The sequence below is a fragment of the Modicisalibacter tunisiensis genome (assembly GCF_020148005.1).
Taxonomy (GTDB): Bacteria; Pseudomonadota; Gammaproteobacteria; order Pseudomonadales; family Halomonadaceae; genus Modicisalibacter; species Modicisalibacter tunisiensis.
Genome location: NZ_JAGXFD010000001.1, coordinates 594,218 through 614,104 on the forward strand (window position 1 = coordinate 594,218; position 19,887 = coordinate 614,104).

A 19,887-nucleotide genomic window follows, 5' to 3' on the forward strand; every position below is an offset into this window, starting at 1 on the left:
CCGAGGGCCATGCCATGCTGACCTCCATTCAGCTGACCAATTTCAAGAGCTACCGGCAGGCCAGGCTGGACCTGGCACCGCTGACCTTCCTGATCGGCCCCAACGCCTCGGGCAAGAGCAACGCCCTGGAGGGCATTCGATTGCTCAACTGGCTGGCCAAGGGGAAACGCCTGGACGATATCGAGCGCGATATCCAGGGCGGCGATACCGTGGTGCGTGGTCAGGCCCGTGATCTGTTCCGAATGGACGGCGAGCCCTTCACGCTGGAGGCGCACCTGGCCGATGCACCCGAGGGTTGGGGCGACTTCTCCATCACCATCGACCAGCTCAGCGACCAGCTGGTGGTGGCGGGCGAGCAGATCACCCATCCTGACCAGAAGGTGCCCCTCTACCGGGTGGACAGCGAGCCCAACGAGCACAGCGATGAGATCAGCATCGCCTATAACAACTTTCGGCGTGGGCGCACCAAGCCGCATATACCCTGTTCCAACCGTCAGGCAGTGTTCTATCAGCTGGAGACGCCCGGCCGCTTTCAGCAATCCCACACCGAGGCCCAGGAGCTGATTCCCGAGGTGACCCGCGCGCTGCGCGAGACGCTGCGGAATATCGTCTTCCTCGACCCGCGCCCGGCGCAGATGCGCGACTACGAGTACGCCGGCGACAAGCACCTCAAGGAGGATGGCAGCAATCTCTCCGCGGTGCTCTACCAACTTTGTCAGATCCCGAGCAGTAAGCAGGCACTGCTCGATTTTATCCGCTCGCTTCCGGAACAGGACATCACCGATATCCAGTTTATCGAGACGCCCCGCCAGGACGTCATGGTCAGCCTGGAAGAGACCTTCGGCGAACAGCAGCGCTTCATGGATGCTCCGCTCCTCTCCGACGGGACCCTGCGGGTGCTGGCCGTGGGCGCGGCACTGCTCTCGGCGCCCGAGGGTGCGCTGCTGATCATCGAGGAGGTCGACAACGGCGTGCATCCCAGCCGGGCCGATGTGCTGGTCAAGCAGATTCGCGATGTGGCCAGCCAACGGCAGCTGCGCGTGCTGATGACCTCCCACAACCCGGCCCTGCTGGATGCCTTGCCCGATGCGGCCCTGGCTCATGTGCTGTGCTGCTACCGAGACCCGCATCAGGGCGACAGCCGACTGGTAAGGCTGGGCGACATGGAGCGCTATAGCGAGCTGGTGGCCCAGGGGCCGCTGGGCCAGCTGATGACTCGCAAGGTGCTGGAGCGCTTCCTCAAGGACGACACCTCGCCGGAACAGCGCCGCGACGCGGCCCTGGCCTGGCTGGAGGAGCTCAAGCAGGACACGGAGTCTCAGGGATGAGCGCCATCTGTCTCGTTGATACCTCAGTATTCGTGGAGATCCTCAGGGTCCCCGGGATGGACAGTCAATACGTTGAGGTCGTCGCGGAGCTGGAAGACCGGCTCACCCGCCAGGAGTCCCTGTTTCTGCCCATGGCGACGATACTGGAAACCGGCAACCATATCGGCCAGCACGGCGACGGCCGTGAGCGCCGGGCCTGTGCCCAACGCTTCGTGCAGCAGGTCGGAGTGGCATTGAAAGGAGAGAGCCCCTTCAAGCCCATCAACTTCCTGGAAGCCGAGCAGCTGCAGGCCTGGCTGGCGGAGTTTCCCGACCACGCCGGCCGGGGCAGTGGACTGGGTGATCTCTCCATCATCCACGACTGGCAACGGCTCTGTGAGCAGAACCCGCAGCGCCGCGTCACGATCTGGTCGTTGGATCAGCATCTTGCCGGCTACGACCGACCGGCGCCGTAATGCACACGGCTGAGCATTAACCGCCGATCAATGCGCACAGCAATGCTCACATGCAATAGAACACGCATTCGCAGGGATACCGTGGAAGGAAGCAACATGGATAGCAGCATGCAGCCACTCGACAAGACACTCCGCAACCAACTCGACCGCACCGTGCGCAAGGCGCGACCTGTCGCCGAACAGGCCGCCGAGGCTGCCCTGGAGCAGCTCGGCGTCGGCGAGGAGACCCCGCCCAGCTACCTGAGTGACAACCAGCGCGCCCTGCGCCGCCGGCTTCGCGCCCATGCCCGCAGCCTGGGCGACCCCCTCAAGGAGGGCGCCCAGGCGGTCACCCGGCTGATCGGCGAGATCGCCTACGAGCACTGGCACCGCATGCTGTTCGCCCGCTTCCTGGCCGAGAACGAGCTGTTGATGTACGACGGCGTAGCCGTCACTCTGGAGGAGTGCGAGGAGCTGGCGGAAGAGGAAGCTGAACAAGGCGAGCGCACCAGCGGCTGGGCCCTGGCCGCTCGGCTGGCCAGCACCATGCTGCCCCAGGTGTTCCGCGTCGACAGCCCGGTGTTCGAGCTCACCCTGGCCGCCGAGTATCAGCGCGAACTGGAAGAACTGCTGGCCGGCCTGCCGGTGCAGGTCTTCCACGCCAGCGACAGCCTGGGCTGGGTGTACCAGTTCTGGCAGACCGACAACAAGGAGCGCATCAACCGCTCCGAGGTGAAAATCGGCGCCGACGAGCTGCCCGCCGTCACCCAGCTGTTCACCGAGCCCTACATGGTCAGCTTCCTACTGGATAACAGCCTGGGCGCCTGGTGGGCCGCTCGTCGCCTGTCGGAAGCCGATCTGGCCAGCGCCGAGAGCGAGCAGGCGCTGCGTGACAAGGCCAGCCTGCCCGGCGTGCCGCTGGAGTACCTGCGCTTCGTCAAGGACGAGGAGACCGGCCAATGGACGCCTGCCGCCGGCACCTTCGATGCCTGGCCGGAAAGCCTTGCCGAACTCAAGACCCTGGACCCCTGCTGCGGCAGCGGCCACTTCCTGGTCGCCGCCCTGCTGATGCTGGTGCCTATGCGCATGGAGCTGGAGGGCTTGAACGCCAGCGACGCCGTGGATGCGGTGCTGCGCGACAATCTGCACGGCCTGGAGATCGACCAGCGCTGCGTGGAGCTGGCTGCTTTCGCCCTGGCCCTCACCGCTTGGCGGTACCCCGGCACTGGTGGCTATCGCAAGTTGCCGGAGCTGCACCTAGCTTGCTCCGGCCTTCCAATAAATGCGAAAAAAAGCGAATGGCTAGCACTAGCTGAGGATCCTGGATTCATAGAATAACCGCAGCACTTTGGACCGCACGGTGGAGGGAGGAGGGCCAGCGCCGGTACCCTCCCTGCTTTACCGACCAAAGTGAAGCAGAGCATGGGATACCGACAGCTGACCCAGACCCAACGATACCAGATCCACGCCCGCTATGACTTGGGCATCAGCCAGCGCCAGATCGGCAGGGAACTGAGCATCCACAGCAGCACAATCAGCCGTGAGCTGCGCCGCAACGCCACTGCCAGCGGCTACGACCCCGAACAGGCCCAGGCCCGTAGTGATCACCGGCGGCGCACCGCCTGGAAGTGGACGAAGCGCTTGCCCAGCATGATCACCGCCGTTGCCGACCGGCTGCGTGAGGAGTGGAGCCCGGAGCAGATCAGCGGCTTCATGGCGCCCTTGGTCGGCATAGGCGTGAGTCACCAATGGATCTACTCCTTGATCTGGGATGACAAGGCCCGTGGTGGTGATCTCTGGCAATACCTCCGTCAGCCCAAGCGTCGCAGCAAGCACCGTGCCCAGGCCAAGAGCGCAGGGCTCGGCAAGATCCCCAACCGCGTGGGAATCGAACACCGTCCAACGGCGGTCAATGACCGGCGCTTCATCGGCCACTGGGAGGGCGACACCGTGATCCAGGGCCACAAACAATCGGGCTTAGTCACGCTGGTTGAGCGCCGCAGCGGCTATCTGCTGGCGGCGCGGCTGCCGAAAATTTCAGCGAAGCTGACGAAAGCCGCCATGATCCGCCTGCTGAAGCCTCGCCGGGGCGCTGTCCAGACCATCACGCTGGACAATGGCTCGGAATTCGCCGACCACGAAGCCGTGGCCAAGGCAGTGACAGCAGCGACGTACTTCTGTGATGCCTACTGCTCCGGTCAGCGGGGGACCAATGAGAACACGAATGGCCTGATACGGCAGTACTTCCCCAAGGGAACGGACTTCCGTCAGGTCACCGATGCCGAGCTGCGCAGGGTGGTCAGAAAACTGAATGACCGTCCACGAAAACGGCTCGGCTATCTGACACCGGCACAGGTGTTCCTGGGAGAATACTCAGGAGCCCTGGATACCGCAGGTGCTGCGCTTATTGATTGAATTCAGGGATAATACTAATTTACGTATAGCACTAGACGATCTCTATTCACAATTTAAAGAGGCTCCTGTTCTAGGTAGTCTGATCCAGCCTGAAAAAAGCTTGAGTAGTGAATCGTTGTTTGAAATAAAATGGAAAGATATTGAACCGCTCTTATCAAGAGCTCTCGCAGAAGAAGAAACCGAGACCACAGAAGTAAGGGTTATTGCAAAAGGTATTGCTAAAGCTGCTTCCATCTTATTCAATCAATACCATTTCTTACCAACCAACGTCCCTTATTTGTCGCAAGGAAAACAATCGCCTATATTATCCAGTTTCTGCAAAAACAGCTTCTACGACGCTCGCCACGACTTGGCAAATGTTTTCCTTGAGCGGATGCATGATCTTTTAAGAGACAACGGTGTTGCTCAAGTAGTAATGCCTCAAAACTGGCTTTATCTAAAGCGTTATCAAAACCATAGAATTGGCTTATTGAGAAAATGGAAATGGAACCTCACTGCACGACTTGGAGAGGGAGGTTTTGATAGCGCATCTGCTGCAGGAGCATTCGTAGCACTCTACACTTTTACAAATAATGAATCTTCAGGAAGCAATATAATAAAGTTCATTGACTGTTCCACGATATCAGGAGCCGAATATAAAGCGAGAGGACTAAAAAATCTCGAAATAAAAAAGATCGAACAAAAAACGCAATTCTCAAATCCCGGCGCAGCAGTAACCTTTGAAAACCAAGGTGACATTCCATTACTTTCTAAGTATTGCAGCGCTCTATCCGGAATTTCCACTGGGGAGCTAAACCGATTTACTAAGAAACATTGGGAGGTTTTTCGATTTGGGGGGGAATGGGAGCTTTCTCAGACAAGCTCGATTCAAACTTGTCATTTCACAGGGCTTACGAATGCTGTTCTTTGGCAAAAAGGAGCGGGTGAGCTCTACGATTTAGTACAAAGCGTTAAGCACCTTAATCATGCTGCCCAAAACTGGCAGAGAGGCAAACCCAACTGGGGGAAGCCAGGCATAAGCATAAGCAAAATGCGCGAACTAAAAGCAAGTATATACTCTGAGAGGATATACGACGAAAACTGCTGTGCAATTATCCCAGCCGATCCTAGCATAATGCCCGCGCTTTGGGAGTTCTGCAGAAGCCCTGAGTACAATCATGAGGTTAGAAAAATAAACCAGAGCATCTTGGTTCAAACCAAATATATGATAATGAATCGCCCCGGGTTTCGTAGACACCTCCAGACCTTATACTGAAGGCACCAAGGAGGTCCCATGAGCCGCCAGCGATATACCGAAGAATTCAAGATCGAAGCCGTCAAGCAGGTGACGGAGCGCGGTCATCCCGTCACGGAGGTGGCCGCCCGGCTGGGGGTATCCGGCTACAGCCTCTATCAGTGGATGAAGCGCTACGCCAAGCCGGCGGAGCAGCGTCAGCAGGGCGCGGACCTCCAGGCGGAGAACCGGCGCTTGAAGGCCGAGCTGAAGCGTGTATCAGAAGAGCGGGATATATTAAAAAAGGCCACCGCGTACTTCGCCAGAGAGTCCGACTGAGGTACGCGTTTATCCATGACCATGCGGACCAATATCCGGTGCGGCGCCTGTGCCGCATCATGGCAGTGCACCCCAGCGGCTACTATGCCTGGCGCCGTAATGCCCTGTCTGAACGAGCGCAAGACGACCAGCGTCTGCTGGGGTTGATCAAGCATGCCTGGCTCGAGAGCGGCGGCGTTTACGGCTATCGCAAGATTCACCAGGATCTAAGAGAGGCCGGCGAAACCTGCGGCAAGCATCGCGTAGCCAGGCTGATGCGCCGGGAAGGGTTGCGCTCCCAAACCGGTTATCGGCCACGCCCTGGCGGCTATGGCGGCAAGCCGGCCGTGGTGACGCCCAATCGTCTGGATCGCCGATTCGACGTGACAGCACCCAATGTCGCCTGGGTCACCGACATCACCTACATCCGCACCCACGAAGGCTGGCTCTACCTGTCGGTGGTCATCGACTTGTTCTCGCGTCAGGTCGTGGGTTGGTCGATGAAACCACGCATGACCACCGATCTGGCCCTGGATGCCTTGCTGGCAGCCGTCTGGCGACGGAAGCCCCAAGGGGTTGTCATGGTGCATTCGGACCAGGGCAGCCAGTTCAGCAGTGCGGACTGGCAGAGCTTTCTGAAGGCCAATCACCTGGAGGGCAGCATGAGCCGTCGAGGAAACTGCCATGACAACGCCGTTGCCGAAAGCTTCTTCCAGCTGCTCAAGCGAGAACGCATCAAGCGCCGGATCTATTCGACTCGGGAAGCCGCCAGGAGCGATGTGTTCGACTATATCGAGATGTTCTACAACCCAAGGCGCCGTCACAGCACGAGCGATAACTTGTCACCCGTCGAGTACGAACGGCGTTATACCCAGAGCCTGACGGGTGTCTAGAATACCTGGGGCGATTCATAAATATTCCTTTTGATATCGATAAATGGGAAAAAGCTGCTGCTGAAAAATACCCTCATGGCCTCCCTAAGCCCTACTCTGATGATCCCACACAATGGATCTTCCACGGCCACCCCTGCGGCTCGGTAACCTGGGACGAGGAAGCCAAATGGACCGCCCATGGCCCGCTGCGCACCGACGATACCGTGCTGCAGGTCGCCATGGCCCGGCTGTTGGGCTACCGCTGGCCGGCGGAGCGGGACCCGGAGATGGAGCTGGCCGAGGAGCAGCGCGAGTGGGTCAAGCGCTGCGAGGCGCTACTCGGCCATGCAGATCGCGACGGCATCGTCTGCCTGCCTGCTGTGCGCGGCGAGCGGCGCGCCGTGGATCGCCTGGAGGCGCTGCTGGCCGACGCCTACGGCGACCAGTGGTCCGCCACCACCCGCGGCAAGCTGCTGGAGAGCGTCGATCACGCCGGCAAGGACCTGGAGAGCTGGCTGCGCGACAAGTTCTTCGCTCAGCACTGCAAGCTGTTCCAGAACCGCCCCTTCATCTGGCACATCTGGGACGGCCTCAAGGACGGCTTCTCGGCGCTGGTGAACTACCACAAGCTCGACTTCAAGGCCCTGGAAACCCTCACCTACACCTACCTGGGCGACTGGATCACCCAGCAGAAGAAGCAGATCAGCGAGGGTATCGACGGCGCCGAAGCCCGCCTCGCCGCCGCCGAGGCGCTGCAGAAGAGCCTGGAGCTGATTCTCGAAGGCGAAGAGCCCTACGATATCTTCGTACGCTGGAAGCCCCTGGAAGAGCAGCCCATCGGCTGGCACCCCGACCTCAACGACGGCGTCCGCCTCAACATCCGCCCCTTCCTGTCCGTCCCCGACGTCAAGAAGAAGGGGGCCGGCGTGCTCGTCCACAAGCCCAACATCCACTGGAAGAAGGATCGGGGCAAGGACGTCGAATCCGCTCCCTGGTACCAGCTCGGCCCCCAGCTGGGCGGTGCCAAGGGCGACCGGATCAACGACTACCACCTCACGCTGGCGGCGAAGAAGGCAGCGAGAAAACCATAAAAATGTGCAGTAACGCGCAGGGAGACTAACGATGGCCAAGATCACCGATGCTGTGGACCCCGGCAACGCCGGGGGCAGCGTGCTGATCCCCGAGATTCCTACGATGCCCAACCGCCCCGTCACCTTCCAATGTGACAAGTGCGGCGAGGTCTTCGCGGACCGCGAGGCACGGCGACAGCACGTCTTTGACCAGCACCCTTTCAAGCGCCCACAGTTGCTGGTGGGCAGTCGCATGGTCAAGGAGCGGGGCGAAGTGGTGGCCAGTCCGTTCCCTCCAGCGGACTGGGTGGTCCAGCAGGCAGAGCGGATCGAGATCGACCACCAGGAGGTGGCCAGTCGGCAGGCATGCCGCCAACTCAGCAAGATCACCTCGGGTTTTCACGAGGTTACCCTGACCAGCGCCGACTACTCGGTGAACTACCATATCGAATTCGATATCCCCAAGGAGGCGCAACTAGCCACGGTGGAGCGGGCCTTCAACAACCTGATCGTCAACCAGCCGTTGGAAAGTGACCGTATCGCCCAGTTCATCACCGTAGCCAAAGAGGAGGACGGTGCCAGGTACTACCTGGAAGGCGTCAGCGACTTCCTCTACGGCGTGCTGGCCAAGGATCAGCGTGGCGGCACGAGTCTGAACCGAGATGACTACACGACCAAGTTCCACGCCGCCCGCGAGGCACTCCGCTTCCTCAACCGCCCGCTGGCCAACCTGATAAAGGCGCTGGTCAACTTCAACCACAACGCCTTCAGCGAAGCTGAAATACTCGCCCCCGGTGGTCAGGTCGCGATTGCCTGCCGGATGTTGAACGGCCTACGCTGCGGCAAACACTGCCCACCCCCTAAGATCAGGGCCGCTTCCGGACACAACCTGCCGGTGGACACCCTCACTGCCGAAATCATGCGCTTCTGCAGCCTGCCGTTGACAGAACAGTGGGAGCGACTGCCTCAATTGGCGCACCTGGTCAGCAAGCGCCTGACCACCGACCATGATCGGGTCAAGATCCAGGCACTGGCCATGAATACCTGCTGGGAGGCCGGCGATCATGAGCAGGCAGCCGGCTGGGCCAAAAAGCTGCGCCACAGCCCTCTATTCGAGGCCCTGGCCACCCGTATCATCGAGGACGTAGAGCATGAGTGACTCCCCAAGGGACGATAAAAAATTCGTCCCGATCTTCAACAAAACCACAGGTGCCGCTTCACAAGGCGAGGCCCAAGCTGGCAAAGCCCTTAACACCAATAAGCGGTCAGATACTAAGGCTCCGACACCTGCTGAGAACCCAGCGGTGTCTCGGGCACATCAAGATATTCGGCAAGGAGGGCAAAGTCACGCTAGCGACTCTGAGAGGAGTAGCGAGTCAGGTACCAGGTCCACCCAGGAACTGGATAAGAAGTCGGATACTTCCACTCAGTCGAAGAGCAGCAAGAACATTACATGCGTCTCCGATATTATCAAGCGTTTCTATGCCTCCTCGGGTACACCGAAGAGGATCACCGAGCCGGCGCTGAGAAAGCTGGAGGAGCGCACGCTCTCAGCCGCCCAGCGTTCGGAGCTTCTCGACCTCGCCCAGCGTGAAGACGCCGCGCTTGCCCGTACCGTCAACCTGGCCTTCGCCGCTTTTGAGATCTACAGCAACCACACCATCAGGGATCTGCTGCTGAAGTTCGCCATCGACGCTGGCCGGGAAACTTTCGATCTCGCCATGGAACCTGTGGATGACTGGCTCCCGCTCAGCGACGAGGACCGCAAGCCCGCCAAGGAGCTCTTCAGGCGCTATGTCAGCCGAGTGCAGCAGGTGGAAGGCAATAAGAAGGTGCCGGCCAAGGAGAAGAAGGAGCGTCTGACCAAGCTACGCAACCTGCTGTTCCTGAGCCTGATCTGGCAGGCCAACCAGGGGTGGGCCGGAGAAGAAGAGATCCTGCGCTTCCTGAGAGCAGAGGGCGTTTTCACCACTAGCACACACTACCCTACCCAGGCCAGGGAGGCGCTACTGAAGTCGGCCTATACCCAGGCGAGTGCCGACTTCTCCCCGCTGGGCTGGCTGTCGCGCCAGATCGAGAATACCAAGATCCGCCAGGCCAGCGACCTGGAACGACTGGAGAGAGACGTCAAGCGCCTCACCGCCGAGCGTGACCAGATACACCAGGAACATACAAGCCTACGTCACGAGCATGACGCCCTGATGGCCAGGGTCGAAGAGCTTGAGCAGGCGCTACACCAAGAGAAGGAGAGCGCGCAGACCACCAGCGTACATCTGGAAGATGACAAGCACCGACTGCGCGCCCAGGTCACCAAGGCGCTGAAGAACGAGGTACCACGCCTGGAGGAAGCGCTGATTGCACTTAGGCTTGACCCTCCCAAGCTGCACATCGTTTCCCACTACGTTGAAGATGCTCTCGACAATATTAAGAAGGTTCTACATAGAACAGAAGGAGAGTGATATGGAAGTCTTCGGCTTCGACTTCGGCACCACCAACAGCCTGATTACCCAAGTAGTCGGCGGTAAAGCAATCGTATTGGGCCAAGGAACAGACAATGAACCCTATCCCTCGGTAGTTTGCTACGAGGGCGATAGTGTTATCTGCGGCAGCGAGGCCAAGAAGCGCCTCATGACCCACGAGATTGGCGTGATCGGCAACGTGGTGCGCTCACCCAAGATGCTCCTGAACCGGGAATATGTTCACGTCGACGGCATCCCGCGGCGTCCCCGCGATATGGTGGCGGATGTCGTCAAGCACGTGGTGTCGAGCACCGAGAAAGACCCGCGCTACCAGCATGGCCAGGGTATCGGCCGGGCCGTCGTCACGATTCCCGTCGATATGGACGGCAGGCAGCGCCGCGAGCTTCGCGAGGCCTTCCATCAGGCCGGCCTGGTTATCGAGCAGTTCGTCCATGAGCCCATGGCAGCACTCTACGGCTACCTGCGCACCAAGGAAGACCCGGAAAGCGAGATTCGCCGCCTGGAAGGGCAATACCTACTGGTAGTCGACTGGGGCGGCGGCACCCTCGACCTGACCTTGTGCCAGGTGCAGAACGGCATGCTCGTGCAAGTTCGTAATGATGGTACTGACGACCTGGGTGGCGATGTGATGGATGAGGCGATTCGCCGTGAGGTCGAGAAGCGCGCCGTCGAAGCGGCAGGGCTCGGCGCCGAGGAGGCAGACGTCAACTCGGATGCCAGGCTTCGACTGCTGGCTCGTGCCGAAGAGGCTAAGATCAAACTCTCGACTCGTGAGCAAGAACCAATATTCATTCATGACTATTTCCGTAATGAGCATCGAGATCCAAATATCGATGTTCTGCTGACTCGTAGCGAGCTTGAGGAGATTATCGGCCAGAAGGTCCGTCAGGGAATTAGGCGCGCTAAGACCCTGATCGAGGCTGCCGACCTGACCACCTCGGATATCTCGCTCTGCCTGGCTACCGGCGGCATCGTCAACATGCCGGCGGTCAAGTCCGGCCTCTATGAGATGTTTGGTGCCACGCGGGTGGAGATCTCCGATCGTGGCTTCTCCATCATCTCGGAGGGAGCCGCATGGATCGCCCATGACCGTGCCCGCCTGCGCCTGGCCAAGAACATCGAGGTCCATGTGGCACGTAACGCCTACTTCCCGGTCATTGGTGCAGGCTACGAGATGCCGACTGCCGGGGATGTCAGCGAGGCTGAGAGGTTGACGCTCTATTGCACCGATCCGCGAGACGGCGTCGGCAAGGTCAGCCTGCTCGCCCCCACCCGCCATGGGCGCCAGGTGCAGCCAAACGACTCTCGCCAGCCCCTGGCGTCACTAAACGTCAAGGTTGAGCCTACGATGGCCAAGCTCTTCGAGCGGATCATGCTCGACCTGGAGGTAGACGATAACCTGATCCTACACGCCACGGCGAAGTCGGCCATCAAGGGTGACAGCGACTACCGGCCCATTCACGAGCTGGAATTCGGCCTGGACATCATGCAGGGCATCACAGGCCGTTCGATGAATGGACCCCAAGAACAGACCGGTGGCGCCGAGGGAGCATCAAAAAAGCCTGAGGGTCGCAGCAGTCAGAGCGATCAGCCGGTAGGCGGTATCCTGCTGCGACCCAATGTAGCTAGGCAGGAGGACATCTCACTGGTACCCGGCGAGGCATTGATGCAGAAGGAGATGGGCCGGCCAGGCGGGCACTTCCATCGAGCCAATGAACTTACCGACCTGCAACGGGATGAAAGGGCCTCCTACGCGCCCTGCAGTTACTGCGGGAGGCGCGCTGGGGATCCGAAATGCCGGTGTCTATCCGAACAGCGCGGAAAAGGCCTTGGCAGCTTCCGGGTGAGCCGCTGATTTCCGGTAAGCTATTGCGCTTAAAGCCATTTGCAGTGAGGAGATACGCCATCTCATGGCTATCATGGAACAGCTCGTTAGAGCCATCCGCAGCGCCGCCGCCTACAACCCAGATGTACAGGCGGCTCCTACCTGCATCTTGTGGCCGGACCGCGAGCGGCTATGGGAGCCGGTGATCACGCAGATCCAGGCCGAGCTGCCGGAGCTTCTGGTGCTGGGCGACTACGCCCCCGAGCAGCGCCGCGGCCCGGCGATCTGGCTACGCTGTGCCATCGCCGGCACCGTGGAAGGCATCAAGCTGGACGATGAGACACCTCCTATCCTTTACCTGCCCAGCGTAGGACGCCAGGATCTACGTGCCGTCAGCGAGTGCCCGGAAGCCCTGAAGCCCCTGGCAGAGCTGCAGTACCGCGGCACGCTCTGGTCCCAGGTCAACGCCAAGGACTGGACGCCGCGGGCGTTCCTCTCCTCACAGCAGGGTGGGCTGGGCCTGGCCGTGGCCGGTGACGCTGCCACACGCCAGGCACTGCTGGCCGCCCTGCCTCGATTGCTCCGAGAGCCGCTCGCGGACTTGCAAGACCGTCACCTCGACGCCGAGGCCTTCAATACCCTGCTCACCGGCGGCGACCCGGTGCGCGACCTGCTGGACTGGCTCAACCAGCCCGAAGCAATGAAAGCTAGCCGGCCTGACCATGAGTGGCAGGCCTTCTGTCAGGTATGTAACTCCCGCTACGGCATAAACCCTGAGAAACAGAGCGTGCTGGATGCCCTGGAGCGCTTCACCCAGCGCCAGGGCAACTGGAAAACGGTCTGGGCGCGATTTACGGAGGCCCCGAACCGCTATCCGGAGCTCATCGAACACCTGGCTCAGCTTACGCCACCGGATCTCGGCCTGTTTCCCGAGCCTGACGACATGGCTGTATGGCCGCAGCTTAACCGTCAGGAGGAGGAGCGGCTCTATCACGACCTGTGCGCACTCGGCAGCCTGCCGGCCCATGAAGCCCGCGAACGACTGGAAACACTGGAGAGCGAACATGGTGTGCGCCGCGATTGGGTGTGGGCGGAGCTGGGCGAAAGCCCGCTGACCATGGCCCTGGCACCGCTTGCCGAGCTGGCCAGGGTGACGCGACGCAGCCTGGCGGGTGGGCACGCCGAGGATATGCGCCAGGCGTATCTCAGCGAAGGCTGGAAGGCCGATGATGCCCTGCTCAGGGCGCTGGAGGAGATCACCGGCCAGCGCGAGCAGGAGGCAGTCTTTACCGCGGCCCGTACGGTGTATCTGCGCTGGGCCGACGAGGCGGCCCGCCACCTCCAGAAGGTGTGGCAACCGGGTGTCGATGGCCTGAAGCGCGGCGAGGCATCCCCCCATACTCAGCTAGGCGAGTGCGTGCTGTTCGTGGATGGCCTGCGCCTGGACTGTGGCAAGCGCCTGACTCAGCGCCTTGTCGCCCAGGGGCTGGATGTCACCGAGCACAGTACCTGGGCGGCGCTGCCCAGCGTGACCGGCACCGGCAAGTACGCGGTGGCGCCGATCCTCGGCAGCGATGGCATCCACGAGGAGCCTGACGGCTACCAGTTCACGCCCATCACCCGACATCTGTTCCAGAAGCTGCTGCGCGAGAATGGCTGGCAGGTGCTGGAGCGCCGCCAGGTGGAACAACTGCACAAGGAGACCCTGGATACCTCCAAGCCGGCCTGGTGCGAGTTCGGCGATATCGATCACGCTGGTCATGAGCGCGGCTGGAAGCTGGCCCAGCATGTGGATGACATGCTTGCCGAGGTTGCAGAGCGCATCCAAGCGCTGTTGGCCCAGGGCTGGTCGCAGGTCCGCGTGGTGACCGATCACGGCTGGCTGCTTTTGCCAGGAGAGCTACCCAAGACCGAGCTGCCGGCCAGCCTAGTGGAGACCAAGTGGGGGCGCTGTGCCGCGCTCAAGCCGGGAGCCCATACAGACGCAGCACGCTTCCCCTGGTACTGGAACGAACAGGTACACTTCGCCCTGGCGGAGAGCATTCACTGCTTCAAGGCGGGTGAGACCTACACCCATGGCGGTCTCAGCCTGCAGGAGTGTCTGACGCCGGAGCTGGTGGTCACCGGCAGCGCCGGCCCCAAGCCCTCGGTGCTGATCGATGGCCTGGTGTGGAAGGGACTGCGCTGTACCCTGGTGGTGGAAAGCGACAGCGAGGGGCTGACCCTGGATGTGCGTCGCCATGCCGGCGACCCGACCAGCAGCCTGGTGCTCTCGCCCAAGCCGTTCAAGGCCGGCGGCAAGGCCTCGGTGGTGGTCGAAGATGACGACCTAGAAGGCGATACCGCCTACGCCGTGGTGCTGGATGACAAGGGCCAGGTGATCGCTCAGCGCTCCGCCACCATCGGCGGCAGTGCATAGCCCTTAATGACTGACACAGGGAGACGTCATGGAACTCGATGATCTGGATCGCAAGGCGGCTGAGCTGCTGGATGGCTACCTGGTGCGCAAGGATCTGGTGCGCACCTTCGCCCGCCAGTTCCCGGTACCCACCTACGTGGTGGAGTTCCTGCTTGGGCGCTACTGTGCCAGCACCGATCCAGAGGAGATCGAGGAGGGTCTGGAGGTGGTGCAGCGGCAGCTCAAGTCGCGCACCATCAAGGCCGGTGAGGAGGAGCTGTTCAAGGCCCGCGCCCGCGAGAAGGGCGAGATCAAGATCATCGACCTGATCCAGGCGCGTCTGGATACCAAGAACGACACCTACATGGCCAGCCTGCCCAGCCTGCGCCTGAACGACGTGCGGATCCCGGATGATCTAGTCAGCGAGCACGAGCGCATGCTCACCGGCGGCTTCTACGCCGAGCTGACCCTGGAATACGACGCCAGCATCGCCCAGGAACAGGGCGGGCGCCCCTTCGGCATCCGCGCCCTGCGCGAGATCCAACTCTCCAAGCGCGACGTGCTCGACGAGCTGGCCCAGGCTCGACAGCACTTCACCACCGAGGAGTGGAAAGCCTTCCTGCTGCGCTCCACCGGCATCGAGCCGGCGGGCCTTACCGAACGCCAGAAGGACGCCATGCTGCTGCGCATGGTGCCCTTCGTGGAGCGCAACTATAACGTCGTCGAGCTCGGCCCCCGCGGCACCGGCAAAAGCCACCTGTTCCAGCAAGTCTCGCCCTACGCCCACCTGATCTCCGGCGGCAAGGCCACCGTGGCCAAGATGTTCGTCAACAACGCCAACGGCCAGCGCGGCCTGGTGTGCCAATACGACGTGGTCTGCTTCGACGAGGTCTCCGGCATCTCGTTCGACAACAAGGACGGCGTCAACATCATGAAGGGGTATATGGAGAGCGGCGAGTTCTCCCGCGGCAAGGAGAGCATCCGCGCCGACGGCTCCATCGTGCTGGTGGGCAACTTCGATGTGGACGTGGAATACCAGCAGCGCATCGGCCACCTGTTCGGCCCTCTGCCCGAGGAGATGCGCCACGATACCGCCTTCATGGATCGCATCCACGCCTTCCTGCCCGGGTGGGACGTGCCCAAGGTCAGCAAGGAGCTGCTCACCGATCACTTCGGCCTAGTCAGCGATTTTCTCTCGGAGTGCTGGAGCCAGCTGCGCAGCCAGAGCCGCGTTTCACAGTGGCAGGGGCGCGTCTTCTTCGGCGGCGCCCTCTCCGGTCGCGACACCAACGCCGTCAACAAGACCGCCAGCGGCCTGCTGAAGCTGCTCTACCCCGGCGATGACCTCACGCCCAGCGACGACGATTTGGAGTGGGCGGTTCATATCGGCATGGAGGCGCGCCGGCGGGTCAAGGAGCAGCAGAAGCGCATCGGTGCCGCGGAGTTCCGCAACACTCACTTCAGCTACACCATGGGCGAAGACGGCGTGGAGAAGTTCGTCGCGACTCCGGAGCTGCAGAGCGACAACAGTATTGGTAACGATCCCCTAGAGCCCGGCCAGGTCTGGACCATCAGCCCTGGCGGCCAGGCCAGCAACGGCCAGGAGGAGCACCCGGGTCTGTTCCGCATCGAGGTCAACGAAGGCCCCGGCTCGGGGGTGAAGATCCTCAACAAGCCGGTGCCCCCGGCCTTCCGTGAGAGCATCGGCTACGCCGAGCAGAACCTCTACACGCGCGCCGGGCAGCTAGTCGGCGACAAGGATCCGCGTCAGCACGAGTTCACCATTCAGCTGCGCGCCTTCGATGCCGCTAAGTCTGGCACCAAGTTGGGGGTCGCCGCGCTGATCGCCATGAGCTCATCCTTACTCAAGCGCAGCCTGCGTGGCGGCCTGATCGTGGTGGGTGAGATCAACCTCGGCGGCTCCATCGAGCCGATTCACAACCCGGTCACCATGGTGGAAATTGCCGTGGAGAAAGGCGCCACGGCGATCCTGATGCCAGTCACCTGCCGCAAGCTGCTGTTCGACCTCTCCGACGAGATGGCCACCAAGGTGGACATCCAGTTCTACCTGGACGCCCGGGATGCGCTGCTGAAGGCGCTGGGAGAGTAAGCAGGTTGAATCTGCAAAATACCCACAGTCGGTATTTCGGATAATTTGGGAGACAATTGGCCGGACTCTCCATTTCGTTAATCTGGAGTTGACCTTCTGAATCGCAGCGCCCTCAGCCGTAGCGACCGCCTCCGCGCGGCCTCGACACAGCAGCGGTTGCGCCAGGTCGTGGAGATCCTCCAGCATATCAAGCCGTGGGCGGGATCGCTCAGTGGCGCCTGGCTCTGGTATCGCACCTACCCGCTCGCGCCGCTGGGTGACCTGACGGCGGAGGAGCTGGTCCGCCGAGGCCGGGCCGATGATGTCCGAACCTATCTTTCCCACATTGCCGAGGGAGGCTATGCGTGAGCCGGCGGGAGCCGGGGTTTCTAACAGCATGTCTGGCGGGACGGTCTGACGCACGGGAATGGCAACCAGAGAAACCTGTCTCGCTGAAGAAGGGCGGTCTCAATGACCAAGTGCAACACGTGACCCATCAGCCCGCCTCATTCACGAGGGTGCTGATTGAGCGGTCTGAAGGTACTGACTGGTGGCATCGCTTATCAGGATCGGCTTCTTCAGTGCGAATGGCCGTTGAGTAATGCCAAAACGCTGAAATTTTCCCGCTTTCTTATAGCTCTTTGGAATCAATTGCGACCGTCCAAGCAGCCGTGATCGCCGCCTGGAGGTCCGCGTCCTGCTGACGCTGCTCCGCCGGCTTGGCGTAGCGCTTCATCCACTGATAGAGACTGTAGCCGGATACCCCCAGCCGGGCGGCCACCTCCGTGACGGGATGACCGCGCTCCGTCACCTGCTTGACGGCTTCGATCTTGAATTCTTCGGTATATCGCTGGCGGCTCATGGGACCTCCTTGGTGCCTTCAGTATAAGGTCTGGAGGTGTCTACGAAACCCGGGGCGATTCACCCTTCAGCAGCGTCGGCCACCACTTGTCGGCGGCGGCACCCAGATGAACGGTGATTCGCCGAGCGTGCAGCCTCAGCGTGGCGGCGACCTTCAGCACCTGCTCGCGCATCCGGCTGAGGCTCCAGCCTTGCCGGGTCTGCCGCTCCAGCAGGCAGCGCAGGCCATGCAGGACCTGGTAGGCGTAGAGGCTGAGCAGCAGGCTCACCTCGTTGCGTGCCATCACGTCCTGAACGGTGGAGGCGCCGCGATCGGTCGACGAGAGGTGCACGTCGAGCGCCGACTTCACCTCGCCCATGTGCGCCTCGGCGCTGCCGCGCTTGCGGTAGAGCGCCAGGACCTTCTCCGGCGGCCAGTCGAACTTGCCGAGGTTGGTGACCAGGAAGAAGGCATGCAGCAGCAGGTCATCGGGGCGTTCCTGCACCACCAGCACCACGCGACGCGGTGCCGACCAAGAGCCCGCTTGATACTCCAGGTCATGGCACCACTCGCGAGGCTGCTCGGGTGGCCGGCCGGGTGGCCGCTTCAGGTGCGGTGCCGCCAGCTTCTGCAGACCGGTGTGACTGCGCAGCCGGCCCAGGTACTCGATGTCACACTCTTCCAGGGCCGCCAGCGTCGCGTTGTCGGTGAAACCGGCGTCGATGCGCACGCGAACCTGAGCCCCGGTGCTCTCGTTGAGTCGCCGCACCAGATGCGGGATCCAGGTGTCGGCGTTCTCGGCCGGGCCGGCGTTGCCCTCGCGCAGCAGGCCGCCCACCATGTCACCGGTCTCGGCCAGCGAGGCGACCAGCGGCGAGTAGATGCGGGCCCCGTAAAGGCCATGATAGGCCGACCCGCCCTGGTGGCCATGCACCTCGATCGGCAGGCCGTCGATGTCCAGCGTCAGCTGTTTGGGACGTTCACCGTTCTGCAGCGAGGTCAGGCGCCAGACCACCAGCCGCAACAGGCCTTCGTGCACGGCATCGATATTGTCGTTACGACCGAGGCAGCTCAGCAGCCGCGACAGCGTGGCTTGAGACGGCCGGTCCTGGACCAGGGGCGTCATGCCGCGCGCATCGCTGCAGGCCAACTGCCAAAGCGGGTCACGGCGCAGCGTGTCGGTATCGCTGAGATCGATCCAGCCCATCGCACGCTGCAGCACCAGGGTACGCAACTGGCTGGCCAGCGAATGACGGATGCGCAGCGGGTGGCGTCGATCGACCAGATTGTCTTCCAGCGCCTCGATCACGCCGCTGTTGTCGAGGGCCTCACGCAACAGCAGAGCGCCGCTGTCGCTGGTGGTGCGCTGGCCGCTCAGCTCAACACGGACAGCGCCGTTGCACGAGGGCGTCCAGGTGGATAGGCTTTCACCCATAGCGGATGGCTCTCTTGGTTCAGGTTCTTGGCGGAACACACTGAATTTTCAAGAGAATACCATCCGCTATCTTCGTTTTCAGACCGACCTCATGAATAAGCCGGGATCAGGTACGGTGTTGCTATGAATCACTGCTATCGCCACCTCTCTGCTGAAGACCGAGCCGCCATCATGATGATGCGAGCCACTCATTCGATCCGGGCCATCGCCACTCACCTGGGCCGTGCACCGAGCACCGTGTCGCGAGAAATCGCTCGCCACACGGTTGATCCCATCAAGGGCTACGATGCCGGCCTGGCGGGCTATCGAGCTCGTCTGACGCGACAACAGCCACGTCAGCGTCCCAAGCTGCACCCCGACGGGGAGCTCTTCGAGGTGGTGGTCTACCTGCTGCGCAAGTACTGGTCACCGGAACAGATAGCCCGCACACTGAAGCGCATGTCTCCCAACGATTCACATCGACGGGTCTCACATGAGGCCATCTACAACGCGCTCTATGTGATGCCCCGCGGCAGCCTCAAAAAAGAGCTCATCGCCTGTCTTCGCCAGGGCAATGGCAAGCGCCGGCCGCGCAGCCGTGGCAAGGATCGACGCCAGCAGATTCCCGAGCTGGTCAGCATCCACATGCGGCCGCCTGAGATCGAAGATCGCCTGATGCCTGGCCACTGGGAAGGCGATCTCATCATGGGCGCCAACAATCGCTCTGCCATCGGTACGCTGGTGGAGCGCACCACGCGCCTGGTGATCTTGGCGAAAGTGGATGGCACTACCGCCACAGCGGCGGCCGTTGGCTTCAGCGACAAGCTCAATGAGGTGCCGCGAGCTCTGCGCCTGTCCATGACGTACGACCAAGGCAGAGAGATGGTGAAGCATGCCGAGATCACGCAGAAGACCGGTACGGCGATCTACTTCGCTGACCCGCATAGCCCATGGCAGCGAGGCTCCAATGAGAATACCAACGGGCTGTTGCGGCAGTACCTGCCGAAGGGCACGGATCTGTCGGTCTACAGCCAGGAAGAACTCGACGAGATCGCTGACTCACTGAACACCCGGCCGCGCAAGACACTGGACTGGCGAACGCCGCTGGAAGTTTATGCCGAAGTGCTCAAGAAATCCGTCGCCGGTCCGAGCACCCTTCAATAGCGTTGCACTTGGAACTTGAGACCGCC

Annotated in this window: 14 protein-coding genes and 1 pseudogene; 13 read left to right on the forward strand and 2 right to left on the reverse strand. The window is 61.6% G+C overall.

The genetic code is table 11. The features are described 5' to 3' along the window. Nucleotides 1-14 precede the first annotated feature (14 nt). The 12 genes from KGQ91_RS02780 (at nucleotide 15) to brxL (ending at nucleotide 16,463) form a co-directional block, all read left to right on the forward strand. Nucleotides 15-1,328, forward strand: coding sequence for an AAA family ATPase (locus KGQ91_RS02780; RefSeq protein WP_163650580.1), 1,314 nt, complete (start codon nucleotides 15-17; stop codon nucleotides 1,326-1,328). Further along, complete coding sequence (locus KGQ91_RS02785; RefSeq protein WP_163650579.1) at nucleotides 1,325-1,783, forward strand: hypothetical protein; 459 nt, start codon at nucleotides 1,325-1,327, stop codon at nucleotides 1,781-1,783. The genes KGQ91_RS02780 and KGQ91_RS02785 overlap by 4 nt, the downstream gene beginning before the upstream one ends. Nucleotides 1,784-1,879: 96 nt before the next feature. Next, on the forward strand, nucleotides 1,880-3,100 hold the full coding sequence (locus KGQ91_RS02790; protein WP_224420194.1) for a BREX-1 system adenine-specific DNA-methyltransferase PglX: 1,221 nt from the start codon (nucleotides 1,880-1,882) through the stop codon (nucleotides 3,098-3,100). Between the two features lie 84 nt (nucleotides 3,101-3,184). Continuing rightward, nucleotides 3,185-4,177, forward strand: a complete 993-nt coding sequence (locus KGQ91_RS02795; protein ID WP_224414865.1) for an IS30 family transposase — start codon at nucleotides 3,185-3,187, stop codon at nucleotides 4,175-4,177. Next, a complete protein-coding gene (locus tag KGQ91_RS02800) occupies nucleotides 4,158-5,432 on the forward strand; it encodes a BREX-1 system adenine-specific DNA-methyltransferase PglX (protein ID WP_224420195.1) in 1,275 nt (424 codons plus the stop codon). Before KGQ91_RS02795 ends, KGQ91_RS02800 begins: the two co-directional genes overlap by 20 nt. 18 nt (nucleotides 5,433-5,450) lie before the next feature. Next, nucleotides 5,451-6,601 (forward strand): IS3 family transposase gene (locus KGQ91_RS02805; protein ID WP_224416375.1). Its coding sequence is split into 2 segments (ribosomal slippage): nucleotides 5,451-5,688 and nucleotides 5,688-6,601, totalling 1,152 coding nucleotides; the frame shifts between segments, so codons are not numbered across the junction. A gap of 203 nt (nucleotides 6,602-6,804) precedes the next feature. Next, the gene (locus KGQ91_RS02810; RefSeq protein WP_205596301.1) at nucleotides 6,805-7,671 is read left to right on the forward strand and encodes a hypothetical protein; all 867 of its coding nucleotides are present in this window, start codon (nucleotides 6,805-6,807) and stop codon (nucleotides 7,669-7,671) included. 31 nt (nucleotides 7,672-7,702) lie between these two features. Next, nucleotides 7,703-8,809, forward strand: a complete 1,107-nt coding sequence (locus KGQ91_RS02815; protein ID WP_163650706.1) for a hypothetical protein — start codon at nucleotides 7,703-7,705, stop codon at nucleotides 8,807-8,809. Further along, entirely contained in the window at nucleotides 8,802-10,109 is a 1,308-nt protein-coding gene (locus tag KGQ91_RS02820; RefSeq protein ID WP_163650707.1) for a hypothetical protein, read from the forward strand. Before KGQ91_RS02815 ends, KGQ91_RS02820 begins: the two co-directional genes overlap by 8 nt. Nucleotide 10,110: 1 nt before the next feature. Beyond that, nucleotides 10,111-11,985 (forward strand): Hsp70 family protein, encoded by a 1,875-nt coding sequence (locus KGQ91_RS02825; RefSeq protein WP_163650708.1) that lies wholly within the window; start codon nucleotides 10,111-10,113, stop codon nucleotides 11,983-11,985. A 55-nt stretch (nucleotides 11,986-12,040) separates the two neighbouring features. Further along, nucleotides 12,041-14,374, forward strand: coding sequence for a BREX-1 system phosphatase PglZ type B (pglZ, locus tag KGQ91_RS02830; RefSeq protein WP_163650709.1), 2,334 nt, complete (start codon nucleotides 12,041-12,043; stop codon nucleotides 14,372-14,374). 28 nt (nucleotides 14,375-14,402) lie between these two features. Continuing rightward, nucleotides 14,403-16,463: a BREX system Lon protease-like protein BrxL gene (gene brxL, locus KGQ91_RS02835; protein ID WP_163650710.1), complete on the forward strand. Its 2,061-nt coding sequence runs from the start codon at nucleotides 14,403-14,405 to the stop codon at nucleotides 16,461-16,463. A 652-nt stretch (nucleotides 16,464-17,115) separates the two neighbouring features. Here the strand turns inward: brxL and KGQ91_RS02840 are convergent. Together KGQ91_RS02840 and KGQ91_RS02845 are read right to left on the reverse strand one after the other, a co-directional pair. Then, nucleotides 17,116-17,304, reverse strand: a pseudogene (locus KGQ91_RS02840) (transposase); the annotation flags it as partial. A 40-nt stretch (nucleotides 17,305-17,344) separates the two neighbouring features. Further along, a complete protein-coding gene (locus KGQ91_RS02845) occupies nucleotides 17,345-18,718 on the reverse strand; it encodes an IS1380-like element ISPsp9 family transposase (protein WP_263478934.1) in 1,374 nt (457 codons plus the stop codon). 123 nt (nucleotides 18,719-18,841) lie between these two features. Here KGQ91_RS02845 and KGQ91_RS02850 point away from each other — a divergent pair, with 123 nt between their 5' ends. After that, nucleotides 18,842-19,861, forward strand: a complete 1,020-nt coding sequence (locus tag KGQ91_RS02850) for an IS30 family transposase (protein WP_224416373.1) — start codon at nucleotides 18,842-18,844, stop codon at nucleotides 19,859-19,861. Nucleotides 19,862-19,887: the final 26 nt, after the last annotated feature.